Annotated in this window: 16 protein-coding genes; 6 read left to right on the forward strand and 10 right to left on the reverse strand. The window is 62.7% G+C overall.

Translation table 11 applies throughout. The annotated features are described in order from the left end of the window. The first annotated feature begins 212 nt into the window (after positions 1-212). The 3 genes from mksB to mksF are packed head-to-tail and all read left to right on the forward strand — an operon-like array spanning position 213 to position 5,027. On the forward strand, positions 213-1,502 hold the full coding sequence (gene mksB / locus WF331_RS05375) for an Mks condensin complex protein MksB (RefSeq protein ID WP_016501538.1): 1,290 nt from the start codon (positions 213-215) through the stop codon (positions 1,500-1,502). Beyond that, complete coding sequence (gene mksE / locus WF331_RS05380; RefSeq protein ID WP_016501539.1) at positions 1,492-2,199, forward strand: Mks condensin complex protein MksE; 708 nt, start codon at positions 1,492-1,494, stop codon at positions 2,197-2,199. Before mksB ends, mksE begins: the two co-directional genes overlap by 11 nt. Then, positions 2,196-5,027 carry an Mks condensin complex protein MksF gene (gene mksF, locus WF331_RS05385; RefSeq protein WP_340622710.1) on the forward strand — a complete coding sequence of 944 codons (2,832 nt, stop codon included), beginning with the start codon at positions 2,196-2,198 and terminating at the stop codon, positions 5,025-5,027. The genes mksE and mksF overlap by 4 nt, the downstream gene beginning before the upstream one ends. A gap of 147 nt (positions 5,028-5,174) precedes the next feature. Here the strand turns inward: mksF and WF331_RS05390 are convergent, their stop codons facing one another. From WF331_RS05390 to rplU, 5 genes are all read right to left on the reverse strand, one after another. Next, positions 5,175-5,636, reverse strand: coding sequence for a CreA family protein (locus WF331_RS05390; RefSeq protein WP_049278050.1), 462 nt, complete (start codon positions 5,634-5,636; stop codon positions 5,175-5,177). Further along, on the reverse strand, positions 5,633-6,751 hold the full coding sequence (gene proB / locus WF331_RS05395) for a glutamate 5-kinase (RefSeq protein WP_016501542.1): 1,119 nt from the start codon (positions 6,749-6,751) through the stop codon (positions 5,633-5,635). Before proB ends, WF331_RS05390 begins: the two co-directional genes overlap by 4 nt. 85 nt (positions 6,752-6,836) lie before the next feature. Further along, positions 6,837-8,063 carry an Obg family GTPase CgtA gene (gene cgtA / locus WF331_RS05400; protein WP_016501543.1) on the reverse strand — a complete coding sequence of 409 codons (1,227 nt, stop codon included), beginning with the start codon at positions 8,061-8,063 and terminating at the stop codon, positions 6,837-6,839. Between the two features lie 188 nt (positions 8,064-8,251). After that, a complete protein-coding gene (rpmA, locus tag WF331_RS05405; protein WP_003247464.1) occupies positions 8,252-8,509 on the reverse strand; it encodes a 50S ribosomal protein L27 in 258 nt (85 codons plus the stop codon). 38 nt (positions 8,510-8,547) lie between these two features. Next, complete coding sequence (gene rplU, locus WF331_RS05410; protein ID WP_003247466.1) at positions 8,548-8,862, reverse strand: 50S ribosomal protein L21; 315 nt, start codon at positions 8,860-8,862, stop codon at positions 8,548-8,550. Positions 8,863-9,106: 244 nt separating this feature from the next. On the opposite strand from rplU, the gene WF331_RS05415 reads away from it, so the two are divergent. The 3 genes from WF331_RS05415 (at position 9,107) to WF331_RS05425 (ending at position 10,914) form a co-directional block, all read left to right on the forward strand. Further along, positions 9,107-10,075, forward strand: a complete 969-nt coding sequence (locus tag WF331_RS05415; protein ID WP_340622711.1) for a polyprenyl synthetase family protein — start codon at positions 9,107-9,109, stop codon at positions 10,073-10,075. A gap of 167 nt (positions 10,076-10,242) precedes the next feature. Continuing rightward, complete coding sequence (locus tag WF331_RS05420) at positions 10,243-10,584, forward strand: zinc ribbon domain-containing protein YjdM (RefSeq protein WP_016484830.1); 342 nt, start codon at positions 10,243-10,245, stop codon at positions 10,582-10,584. 84 nt (positions 10,585-10,668) lie between these two features. Beyond that, entirely contained in the window at positions 10,669-10,914 is a 246-nt protein-coding gene (locus WF331_RS05425) for a PA4570 family protein (RefSeq protein ID WP_016484829.1), read from the forward strand. Between the two features lie 135 nt (positions 10,915-11,049). On the opposite strand, the gene WF331_RS05430 is transcribed toward WF331_RS05425, so the two are convergent. The 5 genes from WF331_RS05430 to WF331_RS05450 all read right to left on the reverse strand — a co-directional run bounded on the left by WF331_RS05430 (position 11,050) and on the right by WF331_RS05450 (position 15,810). Continuing rightward, entirely contained in the window at positions 11,050-11,667 is a 618-nt protein-coding gene (locus WF331_RS05430; protein WP_016484828.1) for an FKBP-type peptidyl-prolyl cis-trans isomerase, read from the reverse strand. Between the two features lie 85 nt (positions 11,668-11,752). Beyond that, entirely contained in the window at positions 11,753-12,058 is a 306-nt protein-coding gene (locus tag WF331_RS05435; RefSeq protein WP_016501545.1) for a DUF6482 family protein, read from the reverse strand. A gap of 128 nt (positions 12,059-12,186) precedes the next feature. Further along, positions 12,187-12,675: a TIGR00645 family protein gene (locus tag WF331_RS05440; protein WP_016501546.1), complete on the reverse strand. Its 489-nt coding sequence runs from the start codon at positions 12,673-12,675 to the stop codon at positions 12,187-12,189. Between the two features lie 196 nt (positions 12,676-12,871). Further along, positions 12,872-13,210 carry a PA4575 family protein gene (locus WF331_RS05445; RefSeq protein WP_016484826.1) on the reverse strand — a complete coding sequence of 113 codons (339 nt, stop codon included), beginning with the start codon at positions 13,208-13,210 and terminating at the stop codon, positions 12,872-12,874. Positions 13,211-13,371: 161 nt separating this feature from the next. Continuing rightward, the gene (locus WF331_RS05450) at positions 13,372-15,810 is read right to left on the reverse strand and encodes a Lon protease family protein (RefSeq protein ID WP_016501547.1); all 2,439 of its coding nucleotides are present in this window, start codon (positions 15,808-15,810) and stop codon (positions 13,372-13,374) included. Between the last annotated feature and the right edge of the window lie 239 nt (positions 15,811-16,049).

The following is a 16,049-nucleotide window of genomic DNA, read 5'->3' on the forward strand; positions in this document are numbered from 1 at the left end:
CAGTTGGGCATTCTAACGTGTACGCCGTGGCTTTTGCAGCGCCTATCAGACCGAGCGCCGCCCGCGCGGCGCTCGATCTCCACACCACCACAAAAACAACGCCATACACCCACAAACAAAAAGGTTATCTCTCATTACAGACCAAGGGGTGAAAACCTCCCCCCCGGATGCAGTACAATCGCCCCCTTTTTCTTGGCAACGAGTCGAAGCCAATGATCGAACCCAAGCGCGTCCTGCGCGCCCTAGCCGAACACTGGGCCCTGATCGAGCCGCTGTGCGAGCGTTTCGACCAGGGCACCCTGAGCCTGGTCGAGTTGCGCCAGCATGTGGCCCGCCAGCAGCTCGAAAGCACCCCGCAGGACATCACCCAGCTACTCGACGTGTGGATCCGCCTGGACATCCTGGTCCCGGTGGCCAAGAGCCCGAACCGCTTCGAGCTCAACGCGCAGATCCACGACTTCCTCGCCTACCTGCGCCGCGAACACCGGCTGGGCCTGTGCCTGGAGATCGAAGCCTACCTGCGCCACCTCGAACGCCTCGCCGGCCATATCCAGGACGCCTTCGACAACCGCGACAGCGACGACCTGGCGCGCCAGCTGCGCCTGCTCGACATGCGCGTGCGCGATGTACTGAAAAAGCTCGATAACGACGAACAGGCACTCGTAGCCGTGGCCGAGCGGGCCAAGACCAGCAACCGCCAGATCCCGTTGCGCCAGCGTTACGCCGAAGTACTGGCCACCTGGGACGAATACGTCGAGCCGATGATCCAGCTGGTGAACGCCGACGGCGCCTTCGAACAAGGCGTGCGCAAGGTCGAGACCGTGCTGCTGAAGCTGCTGGGCGAACAGGCCCGCCTGGGCCACCTGGTAGACGACGACATGCTGCTGCGCACCCACGCACGCATCCTGGAAATGCAGACCAGCGCCCAGCTGACCCTGCGCCACGCCCGTGAACTGCTGCTGCCGCTGCGCGAAGAAGCCCGCCGTCACAACGCCGTGACCCGTGGCGCCGCGCTGGCCCTGTCGGTGATCCGGCGCAAGGGCATCGACGCCGTGCCGCAGGCGGCCATGCCGATGTTCACCCGCCCGCAGAGCACCTTCCTCGGCAGTGCCAGCCAGGTCGAGGCCTATGTGTACGCCCTGGCGCGCTTCGAGCCCAAGCCGGCGCGCTTCCCCAAGGCCCACAAGACCCAATCCGGCGACTTGCCCCGCGCACCGCGCACGGTGAAGGAAATGGCCGAACGCTGCGAACAGGCCCTGCCGCTGCCCGACCTGATGGTCTGGCTGCTGGAGCAGGAACCCGAAGGCGCCACCGACGAACTGCTGTACTGGTTCTCGCGCCTGTCGCGGGAAAAGCGCTTCAAGCGCGAGCGCCTCGACCGCCGCGAATACACCACCCAGGAACACTTGGTCAGCCTGCGCTCGTACGCCCTGACCTCCAGCCGCGAAGACGCCACCAGCGCGCCTACCGAACCCAACGCGAGCCCAGCCCATGCATCTTGATCTTTCCGAACTGTCCCAGCTCGCGCCGATCTTCCGCGAGCTGTTCAAAGGCTTCCACGTCAGCCGCCGCGATCCCGAGCTGTACGCGCAGCTGTCGAACTTCCAGGACCAGTACCGCACTTTGTTCAAGGCCCTGGGCTTCGAGCTGGTGTGCGATACCCGCGGCTTTTATTACTTCGTGCCGGACATGACCGCCGCGCAGGTCAACAAGACCGCGCAGCGCCTGTCGCTGTTCACCTTCATCCTGGTCGAGCACCTGGCCGACCAGGGCCGTGACCCGATGGCCGTGCTGGACGGCGGCAGCATCGGCCGCGACGAACTCCCGTCGCTGCTGGACAAGTACCGCGACCTGTTCCTGCAGGCCGAAGTGCAGACCGTGGACGAGCTGGAAGAAAAAATCCTGCGCCGCATGAGCCAGCTCGGCTTCGCCCATGAAGAAGGCGGCATCTACCGCTTCCTGCCGCCGATGCACCGCTTCCTCGATGTGTGCCTTTCGGTGCAGCAGGACCGCGACCTGGCCGCCACCCTGCATAGCGTGCTGCCGCTGCCCACCCCGGTACTGGTCGAGGAAGAAAGCCCCGAAGAACTCAACCGCACCGACGATCCGCTCGACCTCACGCCCTTCGAGGGCGAGGAAAGCGAAGAGGACGCCCTGGCCCGGGCCATCCGCGAAGAGCAACAGGAGATTGACGCATGAGCCAGGAACGCTACGGCATCCGCCGCTTTGCATTGCTCAACACCGCCGGCTACAGCCTTGGCCTGTTCCCGCTGGAACACCCGCTGTCGGTCTACGGTGCCAACAACCTGGGTAAGTCGGCGTCGATCAACGCCCTGCAGTTCCCGATCCTGGCACGCATGTCAGACATGAGTTTCGGCAAGTACAGCCTCGAGCAGTCGCGCCGCTTCTACTTCGCCAGCGACACCTCTTACATTCTCTGTGAGCTGAGCCTGCCCCACGGCCCGCACGTGATCGGCGTGGTCGGCCGCGGCCCGGGCGGCGGTTTCGGTCACCAGTTCTTCGCCTACAAGGGCGAATTGGACCTGGGCCATTACCAGAAGAACGACACCTGCCTGCGCCAGAAAGAGCTGTTCACCAACCTGGAGCGGCTGGGCATCAAAGCCTACGAGCTGAAGCCGGACGAACTGCGCCGCCTGCTGGTTGGCGGCCACACCTCGGTGCCGCTGGACCTGACCATGATCCCGCTGCGCTCCACCAGCGAGCAAAGCCTGAAAACCTTCCGCGCGCTGTTCATCAACCTGCTGCACATGCGCGAAATCACCGCGGCCAAGCTCAAGCAGCTGTTCCTGGACGCCTTCGAGCACAGCCTGCGTTCGGGCAGCGTCGACTACATCGCCGCGTGCGAGGAAGCCTTCCGCGACGTGCGCCGCATGGAGCAGGACTACAACGCCCTGGTCGCCGCCGGCCCGCTGGTCGAGGCCCTGGCCGGTGGTGTAGCCCAGCGCGACATCCTGCGTGGCAAGCTGCACCGCATTTCGCCAGTGCTCGACACCCTGCTGGGCACCTGGCAGGAATACGCCATGGCGCGCAAGGAAGAGCTGGTCATCCAGTCCGAGCACTACCGTGGCGAGCAGGACCGCCTGCAGAACGACCAGCGCGGTGGCACCCAGGAGCTGATGCGCCTGGAGCGTGAAATCACCGGCATCCAGCGCTGGCTGGGCGAGCTGTCGGTGCTCAAGCACCGCTTTGCCCTGGTCGATGACGTCAAGGTACTGGAGCAGCAGCTGCTGGCGGCCAAGGATGCCCACGACGAACTGGCCGGCGCCCTGGCGCAGTCGCGCCAGTTCAGTGCCGAAGACCTGGACGAGCGCGTACGCGACCTGGAAAAACGCCTGAAGCAGGTCAAGCAGCAACTGGACCACGCTGACAACAACAGCTACGCCCGCCTGCGCGAGGAGTTCTCGCAGCAGGACGTCGACCGCCTGATGCGCCTGTTCAACGGTGCACTGTTCAGCCTGCCGCTGGGCGACCGTGGCATCGAGCTGGACGACAGCGCCCTGTGGGTAAAATCGCTGGAAGCGGTGCTGGACGGTTTCAAGGGCGAGCGTTTCGAAGCCCCGGGCCTGTCCATCGACCTCACCCACATCGACCCACCGGCGCTGCAGGCCCTTGCCGACCGCGCCGCCCTGCGCGACCAGAAAGAGCGCCTGGAAAAAGAGCTGAAGCAGCTCAAGACCCAGCAGGCTGTAACCGCAGACCGCACCGCCTCGAAGGCGCAGACCGAAGCCCTGTACCAGCAAGTGCTGGACGCGCAGAAGGCGCTGGAAGACTTCCGCCGCAGCGAAACCCTGGCCGCCGAAGAGCCCGAGAAGCTGGAACAGCTGTCACAACTGGAAGCCGCCCAGGACGAACTCAAGCGCTCCAGTGATGCCTTCACCGAGCGCGTCCAGCAGCTGTCGGCCAAGCTGCAGCTGGTCGGCCGCCAGATCGGCGACCTCGAGTCCAAGCAGCGCACCCTGGAAGACGCCCTGCGCCGTCGCCAGCTGCTGCCGGCCGACCTGCCTTACGGCACCCCGTTCATGGAAGCCATCGACGACTCGATGGACAACCTGCTGCCCCTGCTCAACGATTACCAGGACAGCTGGCAAGGCCTGCAACGGGTAGACAACCAGATCGAGGCGCTGTACGCCCAGGTGCGCCTGAAAGGCGTGGCCAAGTTCGACAGCGAAGACGACATGGAGCGCCGCCTGCAGCTGCTGGTGAACGCCTATGCGCACCGTACCGAAGAAGCCCTGACCCTGGCCAAGGCACGCCGCGCCGCGGTCACCGACATCGCCCGGACCCTGCGCAACATCCGCAGTGACTACGACAGCCTCGAGCACCAGCTGGCCCTGTTCAACCGCGAGATCAACAAGCGCCAGGTTTCCAACCTGGAGAGCTTCCGCGTGGTGCTGGCGCCGAACAAGGAAGCGCTCAAGCACATCGACCAGATCATCCACAGTGCCGGCCAGTACGAAGAAGGCGAAACCTTGTCGGTGTTCGACCTGACCCAAAGCGCCGAGCAGGACAACAAGAACGAAGAGGCCAAGGAATACCTGGCACGCCTTGTGGCAGCCAACCACAACCAGCTGGGCCTGAAAGACCTGTTCGAGCTGGCGTTCGAGATCACCAAGGTCAACGGCCAGCCGATCATCCACGCCGACATCGACGGCGCTGCGTCCAACGGCACCACCATGACCATCAAGGCGCTGACCAACATGTACTTGTTGCTGCACCTGATGGACCGCGACCTGGCCGGGCGCATTCGCCTGCCGTACTACCTGGACGAAGCAGCGGACATCGACGAACGCAACCAGGCCGCACTGCTGGAGACCAGTTTGCAGCTGGGCTTCGTACCGATTCTGGCGAGTGTGAAGCCACAGGTATCCGCGCACGTGGCGATCGACCTGGAAGGCGGCAGCGGGCCGAACGGCATCTACATCGACGAGGCGGACTGGAAGTTCATCAGCCGGCTGGATGAGGTGAAGGCGGTTGTGCGCGAGGATAAGGCCGAGGAACTGGCCTGACATTTGTGTATGGGGCCGCGTTGCGGCCCATTCGCCGGCAAGCCAGCTCCCACAGGTACTGCACAAGGTTCAAGGTCTGCGCAGTACCTGTGGGAGCTGGCTTGCCGGCGATTGGAGGCCGTAGGCCTCCCGCGATTCAACAGGCTATCAATGAGCCCAAGGCAGGATCGGGATCGCGGTCACCGCGTTCTGCGGGCTGCCTTCGATCATGCGGTCGCTGTACACCAGGTACACCAGCGTATTGCGCTTCTTGTCCAGGAAGCGCACCACCTGCATGGTCTTGAACACCAGCGAGGTGCGTTCCTTGAACACTTCCTCGCCGTCTTTCAACTCACCCTTGAAGTTGATCGGCCCGACCTGACGGCAGGCAATCGACGCCTCCGCACGGTCCTCCGCCAGCCCCAGGCCACCCTTCATGCCGCCAGTCTTGGCCCGCGACAGGTAGCAGGTCACGCCCTCCACCTTGGGGTCGTCAAACGCTTCGACCACGATGCGGTCGTTCGGCCCCAGGAACTTGAAGACAGTGGACACCTGGCCGACTTCCTCGGCCCCGGCCAGCATTGGCAGCGCCAGCGCCACCACGGCAATCACTCGCTTGAACAGGCTCATACCAGCACCAGATTGTCACGGTGTACCAGCTCGGGCTCAGCGCTATAGCCGAGGATCGACTCGATACCATCGGACGACTGACCGATGATCTTCTGCGCCTCCAGGGCGCTGTAGTTGGCCAACCCGCGGGCCACTTCAACACCGTCCGGGCCAACGCACACCACCATCTCGCCACGACGGAAGCTGCCCTGCACGGTCTTCACGCCAACCGGCAACAGGCTCTTGTTGGCCTGGCGCAGCGCCTGCACGGCGCCGGCATCCAGCACCAGGGTGCCACGGGTCTGCAGGTGGCCAGCCAGCCACTGCTTGCGCGCAGCGAGCATGCCGCGCTCGGGCGACAGCAAGGTACCCAGGCGCTCGCCCGCCTTGAGGCGGTCCAGCACGCGCTCGATGCGGCCACCGATGATGATGGTGTGGGCACCGGAACGGGCGGCCAGGCGCGCGGCGCGCAGTTTAGTCTGCATGCCGCCACGGCCCAGGGCACCACCGGTACCACCGGCCACGGCATCCAGCGTCGGATCGTCGGCACGGGCTTCGTAGATCAGCTGGGCTTCGGGGTTGTTGCGCGGGTCGGCGTCGAACATGCCATCGCGGTCGGTGAGGATCACCAGCAGGTCGGCCTCGACCAGGTTGGCCACCAGCGCTGCCAGGGTGTCGTTGTCGCCGAAGCGGATTTCGTCGGTGACCACGGTGTCGTTTTCGTTGATCACCGGCACCACGCCCAGGTCGACCAAGGTGCGCAGGGTGCTGCGGGCGTTCAGGTAACGCTTGCGGTCGGACAGGTCGTCATGGGTCAGCAGGATTTGCGCGGTGTGCTTGCCGTGTTCGCCGAAGCTCGACTCCCAGGCCTGCACCAGGCGCATCTGGCCGAGCGCGGCAGCGGCCTGCAGCTCGTTCATCGCGCTCGGTCGCGAAGTCCAACCCAGCTGGCTCATGCCGGCAGCCACGGCCCCGGAGGAGACCAGTACCAACTCCACGCCTGCCTCACGCAGCGCGACCATCTGCTCGACCCAAACGGCCATGGCACCGCGGTCGAGGCCCTTGCCATCGGCGGTCAGCAGAGCACTGCCAATCTTCACGACCCAGCGCTTGGCGCCCGTCACCTTGCTTCGCATCTTCTTCCAACCTATGTCGAATCTGTAGATACCGTGGATACAAAAACGCCGCTCCAGAGAGCGGCGTTTAGTGTACTGCAACCGGTCAGTCGCGCACGTAAATGATTTCCGGACCGTCTTCGTCGTCCTCGAAATCATCATCCCAGGCGTCATCGTCACCGATGTCGTGCACGCTCTTGACGCCAGTACGGCGCAAGGTACGCGCGTCGTCCAGGGCCTGCAGCTGGGCACGGGCTTCGTCTTCGATGCGCTGGTCGAGGTCGGCCAGCTCGGCGGCGTAGGCCGGGTCGTTGGCCAGGCGGTCGGCGCGGTCTTCAAGGTAGCGCATCAGGTCGTGGCTGAGCTTGTCGGTACCCTGCTTGGAGATCGCCGAGATCACGTAGACCGGGCCTTCCCACTCCAGGCGATCGATCACCTCCTGAACACGCTCATCGCGCTCGTCGTCCATGACCATGTCCGACTTGTTCAGTACCAGCCAACGCTCACGCTCGGCCAGCGATGGGCTGAAGCGGGTCAGCTCGTTGACGATCACTTCGGCAGCATCGGCCGGGCTGCTTTCGTCCAGCGGCGCAATGTCCACCAGGTGCAGCAGCACGCGGGTGCGCGCCAGGTGCTTGAGGAAGCGGATACCCAGGCCGGCACCGTCGGAGGCGCCTTCGATCAGGCCAGGGATGTCGGCGATGACGAAGCTCTTCCAGCGGTCGACGCTGACCACGCCCAGGTTTGGCACCAGGGTGGTGAACGGGTAATCGGCCACTTTCGGCTTGGCGGCCGAGACCGAGCGGATGAAGGTACTCTTGCCGGCGTTTGGCAGGCCCAGCAGGCCAACGTCAGCCAACACCTTCATTTCCATCTTCAGGTCGCGCTGGTCACCCGGCTTGCCTGGCGTGGTCTGGCGCGGTGCACGGTTGGTGCTGGACTTGAAACGGGTGTTGCCCAGGCCGTGCCAGCCGCCTTGGGCGACCATCAGCTTCTGGCCAGGGGTGACCAGGTCACCGATCACTTCCTGGGTGGAAGCGTCAATCACGGTGGTACCGACCGGCACGCGCAGGAACAGGTCTTCACCCTTCTTGCCGGTGCAGTCGGTGCTGCCGCCATTGGAGCCGCGCTGGGCTTCGTGGTGACGGGTGTAGCGGTAGTCGACCAGGGTGTTCAGGTTTTCGTCGGCGACCATGTACACCGAGCCGCCGTCACCGCCGTCACCGCCGTTAGGGCCACCGTTCTCGATGAACTTCTCGCGACGGAAGCTCATGCAACCGTTGCCGCCGTCACCGGCCTTGACCCGAATCGATACTTCGTCAACAAACTTCATTAAAACCGCCTCTCGTCGGTAGACGAGTTGAATGAATCAAAAACATGAGGCTCTTGCAAAAATGAGCGCGGCGGCCCCGTACGACCGTAGAAACCAACGCCGGCAACCCAGACAAACAGCTTTGCAAGAGGCTCACCACAAACGAAAAAGCCCCGTCGCATGACGGGGCTTCTGGAGCGACGTCGCGATTAAGCGGCGACGATGCTCACGTAACGGCGCATGAACTCGCCTTTCTTCTCGAACTTGATCACGCCTTCGATCTTGGCGAACAAGGTGTGGTCCTTGCCCATGCCAACGCCGTAGCCAGCGTGGAATTCAGTGCCGCGCTGACGGACGATGATGTTGCCTGGCTTGATAACCTGGCCGCCATACATCTTCACGCCAAGGCGTTTAGATTCTGAGTCGCGACCGTTACGAGTACTACCACCAGCCTTCTTGTGAGCCATGGTTCAATTCTCCAAATAAATTCAGGGGATCTAGGGGATTAAGCCTGGATGCCGGTGATTTTGATCTCGGTGAACCACTGGCGGTGGCCCATACGCTTCATGTGGTGCTTACGACGACGGAACTTGATGATGCGAACCTTGTCGTGGCGGCCTTGCGAAACGACTTCGGCCACTACTTTAGCGCCAGCAACAACTGGAGCACCGATGGTGACTTCTTCACCGTTGGCGACCAGCAGAACGCGATCGAAAGTCACGGATTCGCCAGTGGCGACTTCCAGTTTTTCGATCTTGAGGAATTCACCTTCAGCGACTTTGTACTGCTTGCCGCCGGTAACGATTACTGCGTAAGACATGGTATTTCTCCGATAATCCTGCTCACCCAGCGCTTTATATGATGAGTATTGGCTGGCATGGCTGCACAAGGCTGGAACGGCCCGGCGCAATTGCGTAAGGCAGGTGCTGCCCAGGAAGTTAGGGTGCGCGATTGTACGCAACCCTGGTTTTGCTTGCAAGTGCCGCCCCCGGCCCGCTGGCACCGCGCCTTGACACACCGGTACCCGCGACCTAGCATGCCGCGCAACCTCACTGGAGCAGCCGATGCAACCCCAAACCTTCTACCGCGCGGTGGCTGATGATTTCAGCGCCGTCGACGAGATCATCAAGAAGCAGCTGACCTCGCGCGTGCCGCTGGTATCGAAGATCGGCGACTATATCACGTCGGCCGGTGGCAAGCGCCTGCGTCCCCTGCTGGTACTGCTGTGTGGCAAGGCCCTGGGCCGCGAAGGCGACGACCTGCGCCTGCTGGCTGCCACCATCGAATTCCTGCACACCGCCACCCTGCTGCACGACGACGTGGTCGACATGTCCGGCATGCGCCGTGGCCGCTCCACCGCCAACGCCCTGTGGGGCAACGCGCCGAGCGTGCTGGTGGGCGACTTCCTTTATTCGCGCTCGTTCGAAATGATGGTCGAACTGGGTTCGATGCCGGTCATGCAGATCCTGTCCAAGGCCACCCGTGTGATTGCCGAAGGTGAAGTGCTGCAGTTGTCGCGGGTACGCGATGCCAGCACCACCGAGGAAATCTACATGGAGGTCATCCGCGGCAAGACCGCGATGCTGTTCGAAGCCTCGACCCACAGCGCCGCTGCGCTGGCCGAAGCCACCGACGAGCAGCGCGAAGCCCTGCGCACCTTCGGTGACCACCTGGGCGTGGCCTTCCAGCTGGTCGACGACCTGCTGGACTACAAGGGCGATTCGCAAACCCTGGGCAAGAACGTCGGTGACGACCTGGCCGAGGGCAAACCTACCCTGCCGCTGATCTACACCATGCGCGAAGGCACTGCCGAGCAGGCTGCGCTGGTACGCCAGGCGATCCAGAAGGGCGGCCTTGAGGATCTGGAACAGATCCGCCTGGCGGTCGAAGCGTCGGGCGCGCTTAAGTACACCGCAGAGCTGGCGCGCGACTATGTGAAGCGCGCCATTGCATGCCTCGAAGTGCTGCCTGCCAGTGAGTACCGGGATGCCCTGGTCGAGCTGAGCGAGTTTGCGGTCGCGCGTACGCACTGACAGAACGAGTCGCCTTCATTCGCGGGCAAGCCCGCTCCTGCAGGATTGCGTCGCCTGCAGGAGCAGGCTTGCCCGCGATGCGTTTTGTCCGGACATAATCACTTCTGGGAAAATACCTTTTACAATGTGGGTTTTTAACCGCCCGTCTGTTTGTTTGAGGAACCGAAGTGAGCACTTTGCCACCCTGCCCAAAATGCAATTCCGAGTACACCTATGAGGATGGCACTCAGCTGATCTGCCCTGAATGCGCCCACGAGTGGTCTGCCAGTGGCGACGCCGAAGCGGCCAGCGACGAGGCGGTGAAGAAGGACTCGGTCGGCAATATCCTGCAGGACGGCGACACCGTCACCGTGATCAAGGACCTCAAGGTCAAGGGTTCGTCCCTGGTGGTCAAGGTCGGCACCAAGGTCAAGAACATCCGCCTGTGCGACGGCGACCACGATATCGACTGCAAGATCGACGGTATCGGCGCCATGAAACTGAAGTCCGAGTTCGTTCGCAAAGTCTGATTACAGAAAAAAAGGCCAATTGTCGCTTGCTATTCTGATAATAAGAATTATTCTCATTGGAACTGGTATCCAAGGAGAATAGCCATGACTTATCTGATTGACGCTTGGCTTGACCGCCCTCACCCCTACCTGCGCATTCTTCATCGCGAAACCGGCGAAGTGTGCGCGGTGCTTGAAGAAGAAGCGCTCGACGAACTGCGTGACCAGGGCGACCTGGACATGAGCGGGCTGAATTCGAGTGAACCGGGGGTGCTCAAGGAGCTGGTGCGCAACCTGTTTCTGTTCTGCTATGCGCGGGCATTGCGCCCGATGGGAACAGACTGGAACTGAGGGCCCCGGCGAGGGCTTCGCCCTCGATCGCGGCACAAGGCCGCTCCTACAGGGGACGCATCCCGCCGAGGGATCGCATATTCCTGCAGGAGCGGCCTTGTGCCGCGAATGGGCCGCAACGCGGCCGAAGCGGTATTACAGAACGTCGAGCAGCTCGACGTCGAACACCAGCACGCTGTGCGGCGGGATGCTGCCAACGCCTTGGGCGCCGTAGGCCAGCTCGCTCGGCACGTACAGGCGCCATTTGCTGCCGGCATTCATCAGCTGCAGGGCTTCGGTCCAGCCAGCAATCACGCCACCAACCGGGAATTCAGCCGGCTGGCCACGCTCGTAGGAGCTGTCGAACACGGTGCCGTCGATCAGGGTGCCGTGGTAGTGCGTACGCACGTTGTCTTCGCGAGTCGGCTTGGCGCCTTCACCTGCGGTCAGTACTTCGAACTGCAGGCCCGAAGCCAGGGTGGTGATGCCATCACGCTTGGCGTTTTCAGCCAGGAATTCCTTGCCAGCGCCAGCAGCGGCTTCAGCCTTGGCAGCCGCTTCGGCTTGCATGATGTCGCGGATCACTTTGAAGCTGGCCGACAGGTCGGCTTCGCTGACGCGGCTGTCGGCGCCGTTGAAGGCGTCGGTCAGGCCGGCCAGGATGGCTTCCAGGCTAACACCTGGTGGCGGGTTGTCGCGCAGCTGGCCGCCCAGCTGACGGCCGATACCGTAGCTGACGCGCGTTTCGTCGGTAGACAGATTGAGTTCGGACATTGTCGTGCTCCACTGCAGGGCGCAGTGCAGCCGCGCCCTTGATGAAAAGGGCGAGCAGCCTAGCACACTGATGAGCTGCGAGCAGCTACCAGGCCGAACGCTGGGAAATCGGCACCTTGAGGTCTTCTTCGGGGTGCGAACCCATGCCGCACATTTCATCCTGCACCGACCAGTGCACCAGGTTCATCGAGACCATGGGGATGGTTTGCAGCAACTTGCGTGCATCCTCCACCGAGTGCACGCGCAAGCGCTCGCCACGGGTGTCAGACAACGGGTGGGCGCGGCCTTTGAGCCGGGCTTCAATGAGGTAATCGCCGCCTTCGATGGCGATCAGGTTCACTTCGTCGACATGGCCAGCCCTGGCCTCGAGATTGAGCTGATGCAGGTTCATGTAAGCACCTCGCGATGAGAACCACGCATGAGTGCTCATTTTTCGTACAGGTGAGACTAAAGCACAAGCCAGAAACGACACCGCCCGTCCGTTTTGCAACAGACGGGCGGTGCAGGCAACAACCGGGCTCAGTGCTTGGTCAGCTTGTCCAGGTAGCCCATGCAGAACGCCGAAACCACAAAGGTCATGTGGATGATCACGTACCACATCAGGTAGTCGGTGGAGATGTTCTGCGCATCCATGAACACCCGCAGCAGGTGAATGGACGAAATCGCCACGATCGACGCAGCCACCTTCATCTTCAGCGACGAGGAGTCCATCTTGCCCAGCCAGTTGAGCTTTTCCTTGCTGTCGTCGATGTCCAGTTGCGAGACGAAGTTCTCGTAGCCGGAGATCATCACCATCACCAGCAGGCCACCCACCAGCGACATGTCGATCAGCGAGAGGATCACCAGGATCAGGTCAGCTTCGCTCAGGGCAAAGACGTTGGGCAGGACGTGGACCACTTCCTGGAAGAATTTCAGCGCCAGGGCCAACAGGCCGAGGGACAGGCCGAAGTAGATGGGGGCGAGCAGCCAGCGCGAGGCATACATCGCGTTTTCGAGAATACGTTCCATGGAGGGTTTGGGACTCGTCAGGTGACTAAAAAAACGACAACGAGTATAGCCAGCCACCTGTTACAGCAAAAGCCCGGTGAATGGGGGCTGCTTTGCAGCCCATTCGCAGCACAAGGCTGCTCCTACAGGAGATCACAGTCCCTTGTAGGAGCAGCCTTGTGCTGCGAATGGGCCGCAAAGCGGCCCCCGGCATCAATCAGGTCTCAGGATGAAACTGATAATCCCCCAGGTTCCGGCACCGCTCGCCATTGATCCGCCGCAACTGGGCCTGCAGGTGCAAGCACCAGATCTGCGGGTCTTCGGATACCTGGTAGCCATGCAAGGTCAGGCTGTCGACAATGGCGTTAAGCACCGATTCGGCCACCAACGGCCCATGAAACGGCCCTTGAGCCTTTATCGCGGAAGGTTGCTCACCGGCCATGCCGGCGGCGAACAGCAGCGTCCACATGCCGTTATCCCCGGCCAGTGGGCGAATGCTGCATTCGATGCGGGTCACCAGGCCCAGGCACTGGCGTGTGAGGCTGAGGTTGCGCATGGCCGCGTCCCCTCCAATAAGCCTTGTTCAGCCTGAACACCAGGCTGTTTCCATCCTGAACGCTGATACCGTCCTTAAGTTCCAGCATAGAATAACAGCACCAAAAGATGGAAAACCGGCGCTGAACGGTAGCACATCGCCGCCAGCGCCGGTTTATTGACTCAGGCCGGTTTGGCTTGGGCAATCACCTCTTCCAGGCGTTCTTTTTCTGCCTTCTCGATGTCTTCCTCGCTGATCATTTCGGCGATTTCACGCAGGCGCTCCACCACCCGGGCGTTAACGCTGCCCTCGGTAAACAGGCCCTGGTCATCAAGCACCCCGGCCTCCTCGCCCACCAGCAGGCTCAGCGCCTCATCGGCCTGGCTGACCGCGTAAACGTGGAACATGCCGTTCTCCACAGCCTGCAGCACGCGCTCGTCGAGCATCAGGGTGGCCACGTTGGCACGCGGAATGATCACCCCCTGCTCGCCAGTCAGGCCACGCGCCTCGCACAGGCGGAAGAAGCCCTCGATCTTCTCGTTGACCCCACCCACGGCCTGCACTTCACCGAACTGGTTGATGGAACCGGTGATGGCGAAGCACTGCTTGAGCGGCGTGCGCGACAAGGCCGAGATCAGCGTGCACGCTTCGCCCAGCGAGGCGCTGTCACCGTCCACATAACCGTAGGACTGCTCCAGGGCGATACTCGCTGAAATCGCCAGCGGGAATTCCTGGGCATAGCGGCTGCCCAGGTATCCGGTGAGGATCATCACACCCTTGGAGTGGATCGGCTGGCCAAGGTTGACCTCGCGCTCGATGTCGACAATGCCGCTGCCGCCCGGGTACACGGTGGCAGAGATACGCGCCGGCATACCGAACGCCGAATCGCCCACTTCCAGCACGGTCAGGCCGTTGCACTTGCCGATGGCCGCCCCTTCGGTATCGATCAGGATAATGCCGGCCAGCATGTCGTCCAGCACCCGCTGCGAAACACGCCCGGTGCGGGTGGCCTTGGCCTTGAGCGCACGTTCGATGTGCCCGGCGTCGGTCATTTCGTCACTGGCCAGCTGACGGATGAAATCGGCTTCGCTGACCAGCTGGAACAGGTCGCCGATACGCGCCGACAGGCGTGACTGGTTCTCTGCCAGGCGGGCGCTGTAGGTGGCCAGGCGTGCTACCGCGTCACTGGTCAGCGGCGCCATGCCCTCTTCGTTGGTGCGGGTACGCAACAGCTGGGCGAACTGCTCCAGGTTCTCGTCGACCATGGGCATGTCTTCGTCGAAGTCCACCAGCACGCGGAACATCTCCTGGAAGTCCGGGTCGTGGTCCTGCAGCGCGTAGTACAGCTGGCGTGAGCCGATGATCACCAGTTTCACGTTCAGCGGAATCATCTGCGGCTGAAGGCTGACGCTGGCCACACGGCCCAGCTCACCGATGGGTGACTCCATCTTCAGCTTGCGCGACTGCAGCGCACGCTTGAGCGCATCCCACACGAACGGCTCGCCGAGCATTTTCTCGGCTTCAAGAATCAGGAAGCCGCCGTTGGCACGGTGCAACGCGCCTGGGCGCAGCTGGCGGTACGAGGTGTACAGCGCGCCCTGGTCGGTGCTGTATTCGATGCGGCCGAACAGGTTGTCGTAAGTCGGGTGCGGCTCAAACACCACTGGCGCGCCACCGGCGGCATGGTGGCCGACCACCAGGCTTGGGGCGTACTGCTCTTCCAGCAGCTTGCGCGCGGCGGCGTCGGTCTTGCTGTCGTCGACCAGTTGCTCGACCACGGTGCGCAGCAGGTTCAGCTGCACCGACTGCAGGTAGGCGCACACCGCTGCGTTCTCGGCGTACTTTTCCGACAGCGGCGCCAGCAACGGCTGCAAGGCCAGGGTGATGGTTTCTTCGTTGAGCTGGCGCAGCTGGTTGTTCGACTCGCGCTTCCACTGCGGCAGGCTGGCCAGCTCTTCGTTCAGCTGTTCCTCGAGCAAGGCAATGTCTTCGTGGAACTGCTCGCGCACCGCTTCAGGCAACTGGGCGAACTCGGCTTCATCCAGCGCCTTGCCTTCTGCCATCGGCGTGAAGGCGACGTTACTGGCATCGCGGTACAAGGCCACGTCCTTTTCCAGCGATGCCCGCTCGATCACATCCAGGGCGCGGTCGTAGCGCTGGTTGAAGGCGCGGTCGATGGCGCCTTTCTTCTGTTGGTACGACGGGTGCTCGAACACTGCCGGGAAGGTGGCCAACAGGTTGTCGATCAACCCGCCCATGTCGGCGATGAACGCACCGGCGCTGCCCGACGGCAATTCCAGGGCGCGGGGCTCGCGGGTGTCATCGAAGTGGTTGACGTAGACCCAGTCGGCCGGGGTCTGCTGGCGCTTGCCCTCGGCCTTGAGGTAGCGCTTGACGAACGAGAAGCGCCCGGTGCCGGGCTCGCCCATCACGTATACGTTGTAACCGGGGCGGGGCATGGCCACGCCGAACTGCAGGGCCTCGACAGCACGTTCCTGGCCCAGGACTCCGCGAAACGGCTCCAGATCGTCGGTATGGGTAAAGGCAAACTGCTCGGGGGAGAAACGCCGGGTCAGGGCTTCAGGCGCGAGACGCAGGCGCGCAGCGACAGGATCGGGCATTGGGTTTCCTTACTTCGGCGGGGCAGATGAGCAGCATTCTGGCGCTGCCCCAGCGCGCCTTGCAAGGCTCTACGGGACTTTATATCGCGGCAGGTCGCAGCCAGTGCAGGTCATGTAACAGCAAATTTTTCGCAATCAACAACGCAACCTTTAGATCGTGCCTAAACTCCAAGCTGCGCGGGTGGGTGAAAAGCTTTCCCGACCTGGCAACCGAGTTGCCAGAAACCCTGACCCTTGGT

This window comes from Pseudomonas sp. YNh (genome assembly GCF_037993085.1).
Lineage (GTDB): Bacteria > Pseudomonadota > Gammaproteobacteria > Pseudomonadales > Pseudomonadaceae > Aquipseudomonas > Aquipseudomonas putida.